General features: G+C 47.0%; 16 protein-coding genes. 5 read left to right on the top strand and 11 right to left on the bottom strand.

Annotated features, from left to right (window positions below; translation table 11 throughout):
* The first annotated feature begins 103 nt into the window (after positions 1–103).
* Positions 104–1,015: a DMT family transporter gene (locus VV089_RS05345; protein ID WP_334336214.1), complete on the top strand. Its 912-nt coding sequence runs from the start codon at positions 104–106 to the stop codon at positions 1,013–1,015.
* A 43-nt stretch (positions 1,016–1,058) separates the two neighbouring features.
* Here the strand turns inward: VV089_RS05345 and VV089_RS05340 are convergent, their stop codons facing one another.
* The 3 genes from VV089_RS05340 to VV089_RS05330 are packed head-to-tail and all read right to left on the bottom strand — an operon-like array spanning position 1,059 to position 2,611.
* On the bottom strand, positions 1,059–1,886 hold the full coding sequence (locus tag VV089_RS05340) for a 4Fe-4S binding protein (RefSeq protein ID WP_334335195.1): 828 nt from the start codon (positions 1,884–1,886) through the stop codon (positions 1,059–1,061).
* Between the two features lie 4 nt (positions 1,887–1,890).
* Positions 1,891–2,043, bottom strand: coding sequence for a CD1871A family CXXC motif-containing protein (locus VV089_RS05335; protein WP_172543284.1), 153 nt, complete (start codon positions 2,041–2,043; stop codon positions 1,891–1,893).
* Positions 2,021–2,611, bottom strand: coding sequence for a TlpA family protein disulfide reductase (locus VV089_RS05330; RefSeq protein WP_334335194.1), 591 nt, complete (start codon positions 2,609–2,611; stop codon positions 2,021–2,023). Before VV089_RS05330 ends, VV089_RS05335 begins: the two co-directional genes overlap by 23 nt.
* Positions 2,612–2,772: 161 nt before the next feature.
* Between VV089_RS05330 and VV089_RS05325 the strand changes: the two genes are divergently transcribed.
* Positions 2,773–4,011 (top strand): WYL domain-containing protein, encoded by a 1,239-nt coding sequence (locus VV089_RS05325; protein ID WP_334335193.1) that lies wholly within the window; start codon positions 2,773–2,775, stop codon positions 4,009–4,011.
* Between the two features lie 57 nt (positions 4,012–4,068).
* Positions 4,069–5,082 carry a WYL domain-containing protein gene (locus VV089_RS05320; protein WP_334335192.1) on the top strand — a complete coding sequence of 338 codons (1,014 nt, stop codon included), beginning with the start codon at positions 4,069–4,071 and terminating at the stop codon, positions 5,080–5,082.
* Positions 5,083–5,335: 253 nt separating this feature from the next.
* On the opposite strand, the gene VV089_RS05315 is transcribed toward VV089_RS05320, so the two are convergent.
* The 4 genes from VV089_RS05315 to VV089_RS05300 form a co-directional block, all read right to left on the bottom strand.
* On the bottom strand, positions 5,336–5,887 hold the full coding sequence (locus VV089_RS05315; RefSeq protein ID WP_334335191.1) for a relaxase/mobilization nuclease domain-containing protein: 552 nt from the start codon (positions 5,885–5,887) through the stop codon (positions 5,336–5,338).
* Position 5,888: 1 nt separating this feature from the next.
* Positions 5,889–6,245 carry a plasmid mobilization protein gene (locus VV089_RS05310; protein ID WP_334335190.1) on the bottom strand — a complete coding sequence of 119 codons (357 nt, stop codon included), beginning with the start codon at positions 6,243–6,245 and terminating at the stop codon, positions 5,889–5,891.
* 633 nt (positions 6,246–6,878) lie between these two features.
* On the bottom strand, positions 6,879–7,304 hold the full coding sequence (locus VV089_RS05305) for an RNA polymerase sigma factor (RefSeq protein ID WP_016213427.1): 426 nt from the start codon (positions 7,302–7,304) through the stop codon (positions 6,879–6,881).
* Between the two features lie 586 nt (positions 7,305–7,890).
* Positions 7,891–9,216, bottom strand: coding sequence for an MATE family efflux transporter (locus tag VV089_RS05300; protein ID WP_120391730.1), 1,326 nt, complete (start codon positions 9,214–9,216; stop codon positions 7,891–7,893).
* 156 nt (positions 9,217–9,372) lie between these two features.
* On the opposite strand from VV089_RS05300, the gene VV089_RS05295 reads away from it, so the two are divergent.
* On the top strand, positions 9,373–10,776 hold the full coding sequence (locus VV089_RS05295; RefSeq protein ID WP_016213430.1) for an aminotransferase-like domain-containing protein: 1,404 nt from the start codon (positions 9,373–9,375) through the stop codon (positions 10,774–10,776).
* A gap of 52 nt (positions 10,777–10,828) precedes the next feature.
* On the opposite strand, the gene VV089_RS05290 is transcribed toward VV089_RS05295, so the two are convergent.
* Positions 10,829–11,200, bottom strand: coding sequence for a TnpV protein (locus VV089_RS05290; RefSeq protein WP_016213431.1), 372 nt, complete (start codon positions 11,198–11,200; stop codon positions 10,829–10,831).
* A gap of 148 nt (positions 11,201–11,348) precedes the next feature.
* Between VV089_RS05290 and VV089_RS05285 the strand changes: the two genes are divergently transcribed.
* A complete protein-coding gene (locus tag VV089_RS05285) occupies positions 11,349–11,621 on the top strand; it encodes a hypothetical protein (protein WP_334335189.1) in 273 nt (90 codons plus the stop codon).
* Between the two features lie 26 nt (positions 11,622–11,647).
* Here the strand turns inward: VV089_RS05285 and VV089_RS05280 are convergent, their stop codons facing one another.
* The 3 genes from VV089_RS05280 to VV089_RS05270 form a co-directional block, all read right to left on the bottom strand.
* Complete coding sequence (locus VV089_RS05280) at positions 11,648–12,880, bottom strand: RtcB family protein (protein WP_334335188.1); 1,233 nt, start codon at positions 12,878–12,880, stop codon at positions 11,648–11,650.
* A gap of 450 nt (positions 12,881–13,330) precedes the next feature.
* Positions 13,331–13,789, bottom strand: a complete 459-nt coding sequence (locus VV089_RS05275) for a DUF1307 domain-containing protein (protein ID WP_172543278.1) — start codon at positions 13,787–13,789, stop codon at positions 13,331–13,333.
* A gap of 165 nt (positions 13,790–13,954) precedes the next feature.
* Complete coding sequence (locus VV089_RS05270) at positions 13,955–16,084, bottom strand: RNA degradosome polyphosphate kinase (protein ID WP_334335187.1); 2,130 nt, start codon at positions 16,082–16,084, stop codon at positions 13,955–13,957.
* Between the last annotated feature and the right edge of the window lie 3 nt (positions 16,085–16,087).

Here is a 16,087-nt window from a genome sequence, read left to right as displayed (position 1 = left end):
TATGTTCCAGGAGTCTTATCCTATAATCAAAGTAACTTCCTTGGAGCAGGCGGAAAAAATCACCTGCCTCCCGAGAGTACGAAAGGAGCATGCTGCTTTGAGTATGATACTGGCCCTTCTGACCGGCATTACGATTTCCATTATGATATCTGTAAACGGCCATTTAACCGCCTATGCCGGCCCTTATCTTTCTGCTGTTATCATCCACATTGTGGGTACGTCTTTTGCTTCTCTGCTGTGTATATGGAAAAAGCAGCCCATACTGCGAAATCACGGCGTTCCCGGGTGGACTTATCTGGGCGGCGTAATCGGCGTCCTCACCACATTATTTAACAACTTTGCTTTCAGCCGTATCAGTATGACAAGCATCGTTGCCTTAGGCCTTCTGGGGCAGAGCCTCACCTCCGCTTTGATTGACAGCCTGGGACTGCTGGGCATGAAAAAACACAGGCTTCAAAAATCAGCCTTTATCGGCATCGCCATATCCTGCACCGGTGTTGCCGTTATGCTGGATGCCTCCATTGCAGACCAGGCAGCCGCTGTGCTCGTCTCTGTAGGAGCCGGTATCTGCGTCGTTTTATCGAGAACGGTAAATGCCCGGCTCTCGGACAAGGCAGGCGCTTTTGCCGGTTCCTTTTATAACCATCTGGCAGGCCTTCCCTGCTGCCTTGCACTATGGCTTCTTTTCCCGGATACTCCTGGCCGGCTCCTTGCAAAACCGGCTCCATGGATCTTCTGCGGCGGCATGTTCGGCGTAATGGTGGTTTTTCTGTACAATATAACGGTTCCGCAAATCTCCGCTTTCCGGCTTACGCTCCTGGCCTTTCTGGGCCAGATGTTTACAGGAATCACCCTTGATCTCCTAAGCCGGCAGGAGCTGTCAAAGGGAATGCTCTGGGGAAGCGTTCTCTGTGCCCTTGGTTTTCTGGCATCCGTACTTATGGAACTGCCGTCAAAACAAAATCAAGCAAAAAAAGCCGTCCCTGTAAACCACACAGATACCAGCGGTTCGTAAGCCTGAAAAAGCTTCGGCATCCCCTCATCTGCTATTCCAATCACTATTTTCGAAAATGCAGGCATTCTACCGGACAAGCGTGTATGCATCTGCCGCAGCGGATGCACTCCGGCGAATGCGATATCTCTTTGAGAGAAAGCCCCGCCGGACAAGCGCCCTCGCAGGCATGGCAGGAAATGCACCTCTCCTCCTCCCAGTGAATCTGCACCAGGCTGAACCGGTTAAACCATCCGTATACTGCCCCCAGGGGACACAGATACTGGCAGAAAGGCCGGTAAATCTTCACGGAAAGAACCACCAGCACAAGCAGAATCCCAAACTTCCAAAGGAACAGCCCCCCTGCCTGGCTGCGCAGAAGCTGATTTCCCGTAAGCAAGGGCAGGGCTCCAAAGAGCGTCCCCGAAGGGCAGAGATATTTGCAGAAGGCAGGAACCTTTGCAAAGCCCCCAAAGAGAAACACAGAGCCGATGACCACCAGAAAAATCAGAACAAAATATTTTCCATATTTCAGCACGGAATGAAAGGGCAGGCGCTTCCGCTTTTGAAACAAGGGAATCCGGTGAAGCAAATCCTGTACCAGTCCAAAGGGACAGAGCCAGCCGCACACGAAGCGTCCCAGAATGCTTCCAAATACAAAGAGAAATCCCAAAACCCCAAAGGGAATCTGTACATTCCGCTGATTCAGCACTGCCTGGAGCGCCCCGATGGGACAGGAGCCGAGGGCCCCCGGGCAGGAATAGCAGTTTAATCCGGGAACGCAGGCATATTTCAGCGTTCCTTGATAGATCTTTCCGTTCAAGAAGCCGTAGGCATACCCATTGGTCAGAATGGTAAATAAAATCTGTACCTTAAGCTGCAAGTTTTTTCTCATCTCTTCACCCGATTCCAATGCATTCCAGGCAGATCATAACCGCCTTTTTCCAAACGATTTCCAGCTGTCCCCAGGCTGCCCCCAGACCCAGAAATGCGATTCCGAGAGCCGTTCCAAGGAGCCAGGCTTTCTGTTTACAGATTTTCAAGAAGCCCATCTATCTTCTCCTTCCAATGGGTTTTGTCCATGGCGCCCACAACCACATCCAGAACCTCGCCTTTTTCATTTAAGAAAAAGGTAGTGGGGACGGCAGATACCTCTGCAAGCAGTCCCTTGTACAGGGATTCATTCAAAAGCAGATGGGGATAAGCTGCCCCCGTCTCCTCCACCAGGCCCACCGCATATGCCAGGGCATCTTCATCCTGCCCCTCCACTACGTCGCTTACTATGCCAATCAGCTGAAAGTCCGCCGCATCGTACTCCTGCACAAGCTCGCCAAGCTCAGGCATCTCCTTTAAGCAAGGATTACAGTAGGTGGCCCACACGTTGATCATGGTGAGCTTCGACCCGGCGCACACTTCCTGGGAAATGGTGTTTCCTTCCAAATCCTGCCCTTCAAAGACTACAGCTTCCGCTGCCGAATCCTCTGCCTTTTCAGAAGCCGCTCCCTCCTCTGTCTGAACTTCTTTTTCCTGGGGCTGCGCCGCATCCTTTCCGGCACAGCCGCACAAAAGCATTGCTGCCAGAATGCCCGGCAGAAGATATTGTTTTCTCATTTTATACATGCATAAGTTCCTCCTGTTCCATAAAATCATCTCTATTATACCCCATGTTTCCGATTTTTGATATTCTTTTTTTCTCTTTTTGATTGCTCCTGTTTTGATGTGATAGTATAATTGACTTAGCTATCGCATCTGCATTTTAGAATTTTCAGAAAGGCAGCGTCATGTCCGACTATCAAGAGCTTATCAAAAATTTTGAACGCATCCGGGATTATATGCGGCAGTTCTTTCTCTACGGCTTTAAGGTACGCAGGGAATTTGGGGAAAAGAGCGGACGCACCTACGACAATGAGCGGCGGCGGATCGAGAGTTATCTGGCCGGTTATATCCATGCGGATTATACCTCCCGGGGAAAACAGGTCTCCGTCCATATGGACAGTAAGCAGCTCTCTACCAATCCCCTCTATGCAGCCTGGAAGTCCAAAAGCTTTACGGACAACGATCTTCTGCTCCATTTCTTTCTCCTTGGCCTTCTGGGAAAGGGACAGGCTCTCACTGCCTCCGCTCTCTGCGACCTTCTGGCAGAGCATATGGAGACGGTTCCGGATCTCCAGACGGTGCGGAACAAATGCCGGGAATACGAGCGCCTGGGAATTTTCGAATCCGAAAAAAGCGGCAAAGCCTTTGCCTACCGGCTTTCCTCCCCTATGGAGCTGGAGAACGCTCCCCTCTATCAGGAGTTGATGCAGGCAGTAAAATTCTGCTCTGAAGCTATGCCCTTCGGCATTGTTGGAAGCACTCTTCTGGATCGGGAATTTCTTCACAATGATGTGTTCTGCTGGAAGCATTATTTTCTGGTACATACCCTGGAGGATCAGGTACTGCTAAAGATCCTGGAAGCTATGAGGGAGCGCCGAAGCATTACCTTCGAAAACCACAGTGTCCGTTCCGGAAAAAGAGCCCAGATTGCCGGGCTTCCCCTGCAGATTTTTGTGAGCACCCAGACCGGACGGCGTTATGTCTGCCTCTACTTCTTTCCCAAGCGGCGTTTTAACTGCCTGCGCCTTGACTGCATTTCTCAGGTAACGCCTTTGGAGGTATGCCCGGAATATGAATGTTACAAGGAAAAATTAAAGAAGAATCTCTCCTCCTGCTGGGGCGTTTCCTTCGGAGGACGCAGCCGCATGGAAACCCTGTGCATGAAGCTGTATATTGACGAAGGCCGGGAGGGACATATTTTGAACCGCCTTCACCGGGAAGGACGGGGCGGTGAAGTCCTAAAAGTCCGGGAGAATGTATTTCTGTATACAGGGACATTTTTTGATGTAAATGAAATGCTTTCCTGGGTGAAATCATTTACCGGGCGGATTTTAGATCTGCAGTGCTCCAATGAGGCGGCCCTTCAGAAAGTGACACAGGATTTGGAACAGATGTATGAGATGTACACAGAAGGCCCTATGTGACCGTCTATTTTCGGAAAAATCCTTCAAGTTAAGACTTATAAAGGGAACGGGATAACAATGGAATTATTTGAAGAAATCTATGGCTCTTATTTTCAAGCCATACGGAAAATTTTATCAGATGCAGGAACAAGGCCTCTCACCAGAAAGGAAATGGAGGCAGATATTTTAAGCGCCGCTTCTATGGAAAGCGCTCTCGCCATTCTTCCAAAGCTCCTTGACGGAGCCTGGAGCGCCCTCCTTAAGAAGGAGGAGGACGGACGCTTCTCCTGCGCCCTTTGGCCAAAGCAGGGGGAAAAAGCGGAGGATTTTTTGAAGCCTCCTTTGACAAAGCTGCAGAAATCCTGGCTGAAGGCTCTGCTCCAGGATTCCAGATTCCGGCTCTTTTTTCCGGCGGAGGCTTTGGAAGAGCTTGAAAAAGCTTTTGAAGCTGTCCCGGCCTTGTACGATCCGGCGGATTTTCACTATTTTGATCGTTATGAGGACGGGGATCCTTATGAAAATCCTGTTTATCAGAATATTTTTCGTACCATATTAGAAGCCATAACAAAGCGCCGCCCTCTGTTTGTGGCTTATGAGAGCCGCAAGGGAAATGCGCTGACCCGGGAGGTGCTGCCCTGCCGTTTTCAGTATTCTCCCAAGGACGACAAGTTCCGTCTGCTCTGTGTGTCCCTGTCCCACTGCCGTCCGAAACAATTTCATGTTATGAATGCGGCCCGTATACTTGCCTGCCATATTTCCAAAAATCCCGTTCCCAGGGACTTTGACTGGGATATCCGTCCTTTTCAGAGGCAGGCAGAGAAACCGGTGCAAATCCGCATCCGCAATGAGCGCAACGCCCTGGAGCGGTGTATGCTGCGGTTTGCCAATTATGAAAAGCAGACGGTTTATGAGACAGAAAGCGATACCTGGCTGTGCTCCATCTATTACGATCCGGCTGACGAGACAGAGCTTCTCATCGATCTTTTGTCCTTCGGTCCAGTGATCCGGATTCTGGGGCCGGAAAGCTTTCTTTTGGAGGTACGGCGCAGGGTGAAGCGGCAGCATGAATTGTTTTATTCTCATGTGGAGTGAAGGATTTCTCCCCATACCTTGAAAACCTAAGGTGAAAATTTTCTTAATTTTAGATTCATTGGCTGAAAAATATGTACCTTGATTTCATTGAAATTAAAAAAAATGCGTCTTATACTAAGTTTATATTATAAGGGAAATACAAGTGAAGGGAGATTTTAAAAATATGACAGAAATTGCTGCCTCTAATCTATTAACCTACAGCCAGATAACAATCCCGGCCGGTTCCGTCCCAAAGGCATCCGCTTTACATGAGTTAAAGACAGTGTTTCGGGGAAGTGCCATAATCGGCACATTCCCCATGCCTGTACTCTCGGCATAAGCGGTCGGACACCTCCCTTAGCCGTTTCTGTTCGGATTTTGAGTAATTATATTTGCTCCCATCCAGATAAGAAACGGAGTTAAAACAGAAATGATTATGGAGATGTCCTTTGTCAAGGTGGGTGGCAACGATTATCTGGTATTTATCGCCCCACATTTCCCTTGCCAGTTTTAATCCGATTTCGTGGCACTGTTCGGGCGTTACCTCGTCTGGCTTGAAGCTCTGGTAGCCGTGCCATGCGATATATCCGCCTGTCTTTTGGTACTGCTTCTTTGTCAAAATCATCTGCTGTAATGCGGTTTCTTTCAAACAGTTGATAGCGGAAACATACTCGCCCTCATTTGTTTTTGACGGATTTTTCACATAGGAGAACACGTCAAAGAAGTCCTGCATATCTTCATTCGGCACGGTCTTTTCTGGATTTTCTATATAGTCAATCACGTCTTTTATGCTCCCTTTGACATGCCATAGGCTCGTTACCGCCATATCAGACCGCCCCCTGTTCTGTCAATTCTTCTATGCTGAACCGTTGTGGGAGAGTTGTTTTCTGTTGCAGTTCTAAGATAAAATCCTCAATCTCCTTACAGATTTCAGTGGCGGTTGGATAGTATGGGACACACTTTTTGAAAGCGTCATGCACTTCATAGAGCTTGTTTAACAGTTCCCAAAACTCGGTTTTTGGCTTCGGCTGCGGGGCGTTTCCCTTGCATAACTGGCGCATAAATTCGGCAGCGGACAGACCGCAAGCGGCGGCGCACTGCTTTAATTTTTCATGTTCTCCCTCGTTCAATCGGACGGTAATCGGGACATTCCGCACGCCCTTTTCTAATTTTTCTTTGCTCATTTTCCTTAATCCTCCAGTCTTAAATTCCTTTCTTCGGGGTATTCAGGGGCTGTCCCCTGAGTTAGTCCATGCCTGCAAGCGGCATGGATTGGGATTGTGGCTGACACAATCCGATGCTCGCTATCTCTGTGGACAATGCCACAGAGCATTTTTCCTGTGCAGCGGTATTCTTAACGCCTGTCTTACCCTCCGAAAAGAAAATCCTATGTCCCTGCACCTCCGTTCTGGATTTGATTTCTCTTGACTTTTGGATAAATGAAAAAGCCGCCACACCGCACCACGAATGACAGGAGTGTTTTCTCCTGCTCGGATTCGCAATGCTATGTAACGGCTTTGAAATTCAAAACCATGCTGCCATACACCAGCCGAAAAGGGCAGCATAAATTCGGCAGCGGTCAGCCTTGTCCATTGGCTGACATTCCGTTCTTCCATCTATGTGCTATTTCATTTTCAATCTTCCAATTCCCTCACGGGTATTTCAGAATATCATAGCGGCTGTACCCATGTCAAGATTTTGGGCAAACTTTTTAGTATTCCCTGTGGACAGGAATTTTATACATCAATTTTATAATTTGGCGAGGGAATTTTATCCCCCACCCAATAGCCCGTCAAAAAGCTGTCTTTATTAGTTGGTTATAAAATCTTCCGCAACTTTTTCCGCAGATGGTCTAATCGTGCATAAATAGCCCCTGTTGTCAATCCAACAAGCGGTGCAATTTCCTTTGTGGAATAGCCCTGCATTTTCAGCAGGATGATTTGCAGGGTACGCCTGTCCACCGTAAGCAATGCCCGATACAGAGTTTCGTCCTCAATCTCATCCAGTAAATCAGCAACGGTCTTTACCTCGGCATTCCGCTCCCTGTCTGCCATTCCCTCAAGGTATTCGCCAAAGTCGCTTGTCCAATGGTAAAACCGCCTGTTGGAATTGAAGTCTGCCCTGTCGTCTGTGCGGATTTGTTCAATGGTGGTTTCATCAACTCCATGCTCCCGTAATATTTTTTCCTCGGCTTCTTTCCAGATAAGCCATTTCCTGTTCTCCCGTCCGTTGTTGTATGCCATTCTTTTTTCCTCCAATCTGAAATTTTTGAAAATGCTAAAAACCAGATTGGATAGGAGGCGAACGGCAGCCAACAGCAGAAACAGCCCTGCGGCACATTCCGATAAAAAACGACAAAAGAAAAACCGCAAAGGCTCGGTGACCTCTACGGTTATAGGAGATACATATTCTGTTAAGTGGAGATTATACTTCTGGTTGCATGGCAAAAAGTAGCGTTGCATGGGCAGGGATTTTTTTAACTGGCTTCCTGCTATTCCCCGATATGCTATGTACGGATAAATTCTGTGTTGCATGAGCAGATAGATTACCGCCCGAAAAAAGAACATAAAAAACCCTCCAAACTTCAAAAACAGGTCTGGAGAGTGTCTGTTAAGTTTTTTAGGGCATAGCAATACCGCCCACCACACGCCGTTTTTTTATATGGTGAACATCCATGCTATGAATGAAATGCAGGCAATAAGCAATAGCTATCCATCTTCTTTTTATCCTCAACACAAATTTGTTTTTTTGCAGATAGCTGTTGCTTAAATTGCCACATTAATTTTTTATCCATTGATTCAAGTTTGGTAAAATTCTTTATGTATATTTTTATTGTTTTTCTTTTTTGCTGACATGATAAAAATAAATTGCGCGGATTAATAGCCCTCCAAACCAGCCGATTGGAGCGGCTATCCAAATTCCATTATAACCAAGCTTTGTGCCAGACAAAATAATAGCGACAGGCACTTGAAGACAGCACAGGGAACATATGGAAGCAATCATCGGCACAAATGATTTTCCATACCCCAAAAGCAATCCGTTTAATACCTGCATGGCTGCAAAGATAATATAAAAAGCAGGCACAATCTTCAGATAGCTGTTGCCAATATCTAAAACAGACGTATCCCTATTGAATATTGATATAAATACAGACGGAAACAATACAATGACAACAGAAATACACGCTGATACTGCAATCCCCATAACCAATGCGTATTTCCCGCCTTTCAATACCCTGTCTTTCCTTTTTGCCCCTAAATTCTGGGCAGTAAAATTAGTCATAGCCTGCCCTAAGTTCAAGGCGGGCATTTCTGCAAAAGCATCTACCTTAGATGCGGCAGTATATGCCGCCATGCAATCCGTGCCAAACCCATTAATCAGAAACTGCAATGACATAAATCCCACACTCACAAATACTTGCTGTATCATGGCGGGCGTACCTATCTTCAAGCTCTTTTTTAATTCTGCCTTGTCAAACTGTAAATGCAATACATTAATAAACAAGCTGCGATAATGTATTTTCATATATACCATACAAACGATAAATGACAAAAGCTGCGATAACACAGTCGCAAATGCCGCCCCTGCCACACCCATTCCGAATGCCTTAATGAACAATATATCAAGCACAATATTCAGAAGCGCTGCCACTATCAGAATATATGTAGGTGTTTTTGAATCCCCCATCCCGCGAAGAATATTTGTAAGCGCGTTATATGCAAACGTGGGGATAACGCCGATAAACATAATTTTAAGATATATGTCAGCCGCTTCAAGCAAAGCGGACGGCACTCGGAAGACAAGCAGAATCTGATAGGAAAAACATATGCCCAAAGCAGCAATTATCAAACTGAGGCAAAAGCAGAAAGCAAATCCCGTATCCATAACTTTTTTCGCAGATTCCATGTCCTTACTGCCAAAATAACGTGAAACCAATATGCTTGCCCCCATTGAAATGCCCATAGAAAGGGCAATCAGCAGATAGTGTATCTGAAAACTGAACCCTACCGCCGCCAGACATTCTTTCCCCAAAAAATTACCTACAATAACCGTATCCGCAAGATTATATAGTTGCTGGAATAGATTGCCGACCAAAATTGGCAGTGAAAATAAAAATATTGTCTTTAACTCATGTTCTCTCGTTAAATCCTTCATTTCGTAACCTCTTTCCTACTAAAATAAAATTTATTCCTTTTTGTTGCATGGTATTGTTTGCACACAATACATACAATATAGATTATATTCTTGACTTTGTATGTTTTCAATGCTAATATTATATGTAAGACAATTTTGAGCAGGGAGGGAAAAAGCTTGCCAGTTAATTCTTTTGAAAATTACCCAATGCCATGGATACCCGATAAAGAAAAATTAAAATCACCAATTTATATATCTATTGCGGAACTTTTGGAACAGGATATCCAAAGCGGCAAACTGGCTGGAAATACAAAACTGCCGCCCCAAAGGGAATTAGCAGACTTTCTTGATTTGAACCTAAGCACAATAACCCGTGCATTCAAGATTTGTGAAAATAAGGGGCTAATCTATGCCAATATAGGGCAAGGCACATTTGTATCCCCAAATGCCGCCATCCCTTTTTTACATAAGGCAAATAACGGGTGCGTAGAACTGGGCATAATCAGACCTTTTTACCAGTATAATAAGATTGTCGCTGATATTGCGCAAAAAACCATACAACGCAATACTTCCCAGTATCTTTTTGAATTTGACAGCATATCGGAATCTTACAAGCACAAACAGACCGCCATAAAATGGCTGAAATCTTTCCATATAGAAACAGAGCCTGAAAACATCATGCTGACGGCAGGAACTCAAAATGCCCTGACGATTGTATTTTTGGCTCTTTTCCACTCTGGAGATAAAATCCTAACTGATTCTTACACTTATTCCAATTTTATCGGCTTAGCCAGACAGTTAAATGTCCAGTTGATATCAGTAGCCGCAGATGAGGATGGAATGATACCCGACCTAGTGGAAAAGCAGTGCAGGATAATGGATATAAAAGGAATCTTCCTAATGCCGTCCTGCAATAATCCGACAGGAACTGTCATGTCAATGGAACGAAAAAGGAAAATTGCCAGCCTCATACAGCAATACCATCTGATTTTAATGGAAGATGACGCTTATGGATTTATTGCAAATGATACAGGAGAACCGATTCAGACATTGATACCAGATAATACCATTTACCTGCACAGCCTGTCAAAATCACTTTCAGCAGGCTTAAGATGCGCATATATGGTTATCCCTGATTGCTTAAGACAAACCTTTCTTGAAACGGCTAATAATGTAAATTTGAAAATACCGCTGCTTAACGCAGAAATTATAAGCGAATTAATTGCAAGCGGCAATGCAGGCAGAATCATAGGGCAGAAAAAAAGACAGGCAAAAGAACGGAACAGGATATATAAAAAATACTTTCCAGACAGCATCTGCCCGAATGAATACAGCTTCTTCCAATGGCTGCCCCTGCCTGCCCATTATAACGGTTATCAGTTGGAAATGCAGGCAACAGACAATGGCATTCATATCTTCTGTTCTGACCGTTTTACCGTTGGCAAAGCTGAATCCACAGCTATAAGAATTGCAACCTGTTCCCCTGATTCCTTACAACAATTGGAAACAGGACTGAAAACCCTAAAACATTTGCTGGATAAGAATCAGCAATATATTTCACAAGCTAATTTCATAATATAGTTACTCCATTTGAAAGGCGGCAAAGAATTATATTCCCTGCCGCCAATTCTGATTATATAAAAATAATTTCTCCGTTCACAATTTCCCTCGCACAAGCCCTTATATTATTTATTTTGCCTGTCCACTCTATGGCATTTTCTTCCTTTAGCCGTTCCGTTATGTCCTGTGCCTGTTTCATGCTCTCTATAAGCCTTTCAAAGCGTTCCTGCGCCTGCCTGTCAATGACGGCTAGATAGGAGTTCAGTCTGCCACTTGTGAGAAGATTGGTGTATGTAACCTTGTGGTACTGTTTCAGATAATCCTGATGCCGCTGTCCCCATGTGCCTATCGGCTGTTCTTCTTCGTTGGGTAATATTAAATCTGGAATAAGATACCCATTTTCTTCGTGATATGTGCCGCCTAACTGTTCAAATATTGACTTCATATGCAAAAACTCCTTTTCTGTATGGTTTGGTTTCTGCGGGGCATCTGCAAGCAATGTGTCAGCAGGCTGTATGTATATACTATCTTTAAGTTAAGTAATCCCCGGTTCTTTTACATCTATCCTTCGTGATTCCGTCAGAAAAAGTGACTTGTCTGCAAACGCTTCTTCCCAGGCGAACGCTCAGCCTCGGATCGGATCCTTAGATGAAGCCGGTTCCTTATCCGAGACGGAGCTTGAGGATAAATACTGCTCTATGTGCGGTTCCCAAATCAAAGAAGACGGTTCCTGTCCTATCTGCATTGTGCCGATCTTTATTTCCGGAAATCCCGGAGCAAATCCTTTGGGAGCCGCACCGTCTGGAACCGTACGGGCCGTATCCGGAAACCGCTTGACAGCCGCCTATCGCCATCGCAAGGGTTGAAAGCAATTGGAGAGCCGGCTTTCCCTCTACCCTTTCACCACGCCAACTGTGCGCAGACGCTTCACAGGTATCACCAAATCACCCTGATTTGCCATCACCTCATCAATATCCTTGTAAGCAAACCGGCTCTCCTCTGCCACATCCCGTTTGTTCTTCTTTCCAAGAATCACTCCCTGATCCTTCAGATCCACCATCACCTCCTCACAGGTGAAGGCCGCCATAGCGCCTTTACGGGAGTAAGCCCTTCCAGCCCCATGGGAGGAGGAACAAAAGCTCAAAGGATTGCCAAGGCCCATCACGACATAGCTGTAGGAGCCCATGGCCCCCGGAATCACCGTAAGCTCTCCGTTTCCTGCCCGGACAGCGCCCTTGCGGTGTACCCAGACATTTTCCCCATAGTGGTTCTCCAATGCTGCGTAATTGTGGTGGCAGTTGATTTCATCCTGATATTCCAAGGTCAGATCTGTATGCCTGCCAATCCATTTCTCCAGAACCGCCTTCACGGCGAGGATCATTTTTTCCCTGTTTTCTCTGGCAAATGCCATAGATAAGTTCATCCAGTCAAGATATGCGCGCCCTTCCTCTGTATCTACAGGCAGAAAGGCCAGACGGTACTCGTCTGGCACCTGGCTGTACCAGCGGTTATTCAGCTCCCTGGCTTTTTGATGAAAATAATCGCAGACGGACTTTCCGAAGTGGCGGCTTCCGGAGTGAATCATCACAGACAGATAGCCGTTGTCGTCCTCCTGGAGCTCAATGAAATGATTTCCGCCTCCCAAAGTTCCAATCTGGAAATAGCCTGCCTCCAGCTGCCCGAGAAGCTCTCCCTCTTTCTCATATCGGGACATCTCCTCAAGGGCCTGATCCATCGTATAGCAGGGCATGGGCGTTTTGTGATGGCTGAAGCCTACCGGAATATTCCGCAGAATGTCCCCTACCATTCCCTGGATGAGATTGCCGTTTCCTGTCATGGTTTCCTTAAGTACCTTTACCGGGATGTTGGTTCCCACATAGGCCATTCCGCAGCCGATATCCACGCCTACTGCATTCGGTATAATTACATCCTTTGCGGCGATCACGCCGCCGATGGGCATTCCCATGCCTGCATGGGTGTCCGGCATCAGACAGACCCACTTATGAAGGAACGGAAGCTGCATCAGATGCCGGGCCTGCTCCAGGCAGGATGCTTCCAAATCCTTTTCGCTCTTAAGCCATACCTTTAAAGGATATTTCCCAAGCTCATTTTCTAACTCAAACATATACAACACCTCTTATTTAAATCGCTGCGCGATGGCACTAAAGGGTAAAGTCACTTCGGCGCACCTGTAATGAGAGGAACTTTCATTCGAAAAGGCACTCATGAAAGTTCCTCTCGTGCGCCTTTGCGACTTTACCATCCAGCAAAAAAATATTTTTCAAAATCACTTAACATTTCTTAGCTGGACTATTTCAGTACCATACCCGCTTTCCTGTTACACCCATATGATACAAAAAAAGGATTCTCCCATCATGTAAAAAAAGATGCGAACTTCCCTAAATGCCATTTTTACGAACGGAATCTCAAAAAAGAGTGCATGTATCCAAACTTCCAAGATCAAGAAACGGCCCAGCCTAAAGGCTGTGCCGTTTCTGTAAACGCTTTTCATGCTGTTTTATAAATACCGGTCATCCCGGCATTCTTTCTGCCTCGCTCTTATGTAAGAATTGGATTACTCAACCTTGGTATATCCGCTGCCTTCCAGAGCTTCGCCGGTTGCCTTCAGAGAAAGACGGCTTCCGTTGCCTTCGATAGCAAGCAGTCCCTGCTCAGCCAGCTTCTCTACTGCGTCGCCGGTTGCATCGATGGTAATGGTAATGGAGTAAGTTCCTGTTCCTGCAGTGCCGGTGCACTCTACGCCCTCAACAGCCGCATACTGCTCAACCATTGCGTCATAGGTTGTGGTCATCTGTCCCTGTGTAGCCTCGTCAAAGCCGGACATGTCTACATCGATAACCTCGGTGATCTTCACAACCTTGTCGCCCTTTGCATCCAGAGTCATGGTATCAGACATCATCAGGCCGCTCTGCTCCTGCTCCATCTTATAGCTCACTGTCTGCTCCTTGCCTCCGCATGCTGCCAGTGCAAGAGTCATGCAGAGAACCATTACTACACTTACAATCTTTTTCATTTTTCCTTTTCTCCCCTCTACAGGTAATAATTTGGCACCGCTTTTTATGTCGTGTACCAATAAGAAATTATACTCCTATTTTTCGTCTGTGTCTAGTCGGTTTTTTCGTCTCTTTATTAAATTTTTCTTAACTTTTACGACTTTTTACGGGCTTTTTTTAAATATCTACTCTACCGGCTCCTCGGGGATGAACACCCGTCCGGTATAGGCCGAGGACTCTGCTTTTACTTTCTCCTTTGCCTCCCTCACAAAATAATCCTGTGAACTTACGGAAGCCTTTCCTCTCCGGTCCGCCTTCACATAGGTGTCGTCCGGCTGCAGCAAATGAGCCTTCACATTGTCCTGGAACTCCACATCCAAAATATGAATTACTTCTTTTTTAAGATTCTCCTGTTCAATGGGGAAGAGAATCTCCACACGCTTCTCCAGGTTACGGGGCATCCAGTCCGCACTTGCACAGTAGACCTCCTCCTGACCGCCGTTGTGGAAGTAGAAGATCCGGCTGTGCTCCAGGAAATTCCCCACAATGGATCGGACGGAGATATGCTCACTCACCTCAGGAATCCCCACCTTCAGACAGCAGATTCCCCGAATCAGCAGATCAATCTTCACCCCGGCAGAGGAGGCCTCATAGAGAGCTGCAATCACATCGGGATCGCAGAGCGAATTCATCTTCGCCATAATATGCCCTTCGCCGCCGTTTTCCGCATGCTCCTGCTCCCGGCGGATAAGGGAGAGGAAACGTTCCTTCAGCCAGATAGGCGCAAGAGAAAGCTTGTTCCACCCTACCGGCTCCGAATATCCGGACAGCATATTGAACACGGCTGTGGCATCCTCGCCTATGGGCGCAGAGCAGGTCATAAGCCCCAGATCCGTGTATAGCTTCGCTGTGGAATCATTGTAATTGCCGGTGCCAAGATGCACATACCGGCGGATGCCGTCGTCCTCCCGGCGTACCACCAGGGTAATCTTGCTGTGGGTCTTAAGGCCCACCAGCCCGTAAATCACGTGGCAGCCGGCCTTCTCAAGCATCTTGGCCCAGAGAATGTTATTCTCCTCGTCAAACCGGGCTTTCAGCTCTACAAGCACCGACACCTGCTTCCCGTTCTCCGCAGCCTGAGCCAGGGCTGCGATGATGGGCGAATTGCCGCTGACACGGTAAAGGGTCTGCTTGATAGCCAGAACCTTCGGATCCATGGAAGCGTCCCGAACAAGCTTTACCACCGGGTCAAAGGTCTGGTAAGGATGGTGAAGCAGCACGTCGCCTTTGCGGATTTCCTCAAAAATATCACAGTCCGCCGGAAGCTCCTTCACGGCCGCAGGCACATGCCTTGCATATTTCAGTGCGTCAAAACCATCCATGCCGTACATTTTCATCAGGAATGTCAGGTCCAGAGGGCCGACAATCTTGAAAATGGAATCCTCCTTAATATTCAGCTCCTTGCGCAGGAGCTTTAGGAGGCGCTTATCCATCTTGTCCTCTACCTCCAGACGGATAGCCTCGCCCCACTGGCGCTTCTTTAACTGCTTCTGAATCTCCTTTAAAAGATCGGAAGCATCGTCCTCGTCAATGGTCAAATCGGCATTGCGCATCAGCCGGTAGGGATGAGCGCAGACAATGTTGTAGCTTAAGAATAGCTGCTGCATATTCCGCTCGATGATTTCCTCCAGCAGAATCACCACCTTGGAACCGTCCTTATCGTCAGGAAGACGCACAATCCGGGGAAGGACGGAGGGCACCTGCACAGTGGCAAACTCAAGCTCCTCAGTCTTTTCATTTTTCTTTGATAAGAGCGCCCCGATATTCAGAGATTTATTGCGGATCAGCGGAAAGGGACGGGAAGAATCCACAGCCATGGGGGTCAGCACCGGGTAGACATTCTCCCGGAAATACCGATCCGCATACCGCGCCTGCTCCTCGTTCAAGTCCTCATGCTCCTGCACTACTGTCAGCCCGTGCTGCCGCAGCAGGGGGAGAAGGGATCGGGAGTAGGTGGAATACTGGATCCCCACCATTTCCCGGGTGGCCTTGATAATCTCGTCAAGCTGCTCCTGGGGAGTGAGGCCGGCTATGTCCTTCTTGGTATACTTTGCGTGAACCATATCCTTTAAGGAAGCCACACGGATCATAAAAAATTCGTCCAGGTTGGAGGCCGTAATGCTCAAAAACTTTAACCGCTCAAAGAGGGGGATACTCTTATCCCTGGCCTCGCTTAACACACGCTCATTAAATGCCAGCCAGGAAAGCTCCCGGTTCCGATAGTATTCGCTTTTGGTAAAATCCTTCTTTTCCATTTC

It is taken from the genome of Candidatus Merdisoma sp. JLR.KK011, from assembly GCF_036941125.1.
Classification (GTDB): domain Bacteria; phylum Bacillota; class Clostridia; order Lachnospirales; family Lachnospiraceae; genus Laedolimicola.
Note: the sequence above shows the minus strand (reverse complement) of the source record. Positions and strands in the feature narration are given on the sequence as shown.

Coding starts and splice junctions, on each gene's coding strand:
- VV089_RS05275 (WP_172543278.1), bottom strand. CDS start 13,789: ATGAAAAAGATTGTAAGTGTAGTAATGGTTCTCTGCATGACTCTTGCA.
- VV089_RS05270 (WP_334335187.1), bottom strand. CDS start 16,084: ATGGAAAAGAAGGATTTTACCAAAAGCGAATACTATCGGAACCGGGAG.
- VV089_RS05315 (WP_334335191.1), bottom strand. CDS start 5,887: ATGGCGGTAACGAGCCTATGGCATGTCAAAGGGAGCATAAAAGACGTG.
- VV089_RS05280 (WP_334335188.1), bottom strand. CDS start 12,880: ATGTTTGAGTTAGAAAATGAGCTTGGGAAATATCCTTTAAAGGTATGG.
- VV089_RS05320 (WP_334335192.1), top strand. CDS start 4,069: ATGGAATTATTTGAAGAAATCTATGGCTCTTATTTTCAAGCCATACGG.
- VV089_RS05290 (WP_016213431.1), bottom strand. CDS start 11,200: ATGAAGTCAATATTTGAACAGTTAGGCGGCACATATCACGAAGAAAAT.
- VV089_RS05345 (WP_334336214.1), top strand. CDS start 104: ATGATACTGGCCCTTCTGACCGGCATTACGATTTCCATTATGATATCT.
- VV089_RS05300 (WP_120391730.1), bottom strand. CDS start 9,216: ATGAAGGATTTAACGAGAGAACATGAGTTAAAGACAATATTTTTATTT.
- VV089_RS05310 (WP_334335190.1), bottom strand. CDS start 6,245: ATGAGCAAAGAAAAATTAGAAAAGGGCGTGCGGAATGTCCCGATTACC.
- VV089_RS05340 (WP_334335195.1), bottom strand. CDS start 1,886: ATGAGAAAAAACTTGCAGCTTAAGGTACAGATTTTATTTACCATTCTG.
- VV089_RS05325 (WP_334335193.1), top strand. CDS start 2,773: ATGTCCGACTATCAAGAGCTTATCAAAAATTTTGAACGCATCCGGGAT.
- VV089_RS05330 (WP_334335194.1), bottom strand. CDS start 2,611: ATGTATAAAATGAGAAAACAATATCTTCTGCCGGGCATTCTGGCAGCA.
- VV089_RS05335 (WP_172543284.1), bottom strand. CDS start 2,043: ATGGGCTTCTTGAAAATCTGTAAACAGAAAGCCTGGCTCCTTGGAACG.
- VV089_RS05305 (WP_016213427.1), bottom strand. CDS start 7,304: ATGGCATACAACAACGGACGGGAGAACAGGAAATGGCTTATCTGGAAA.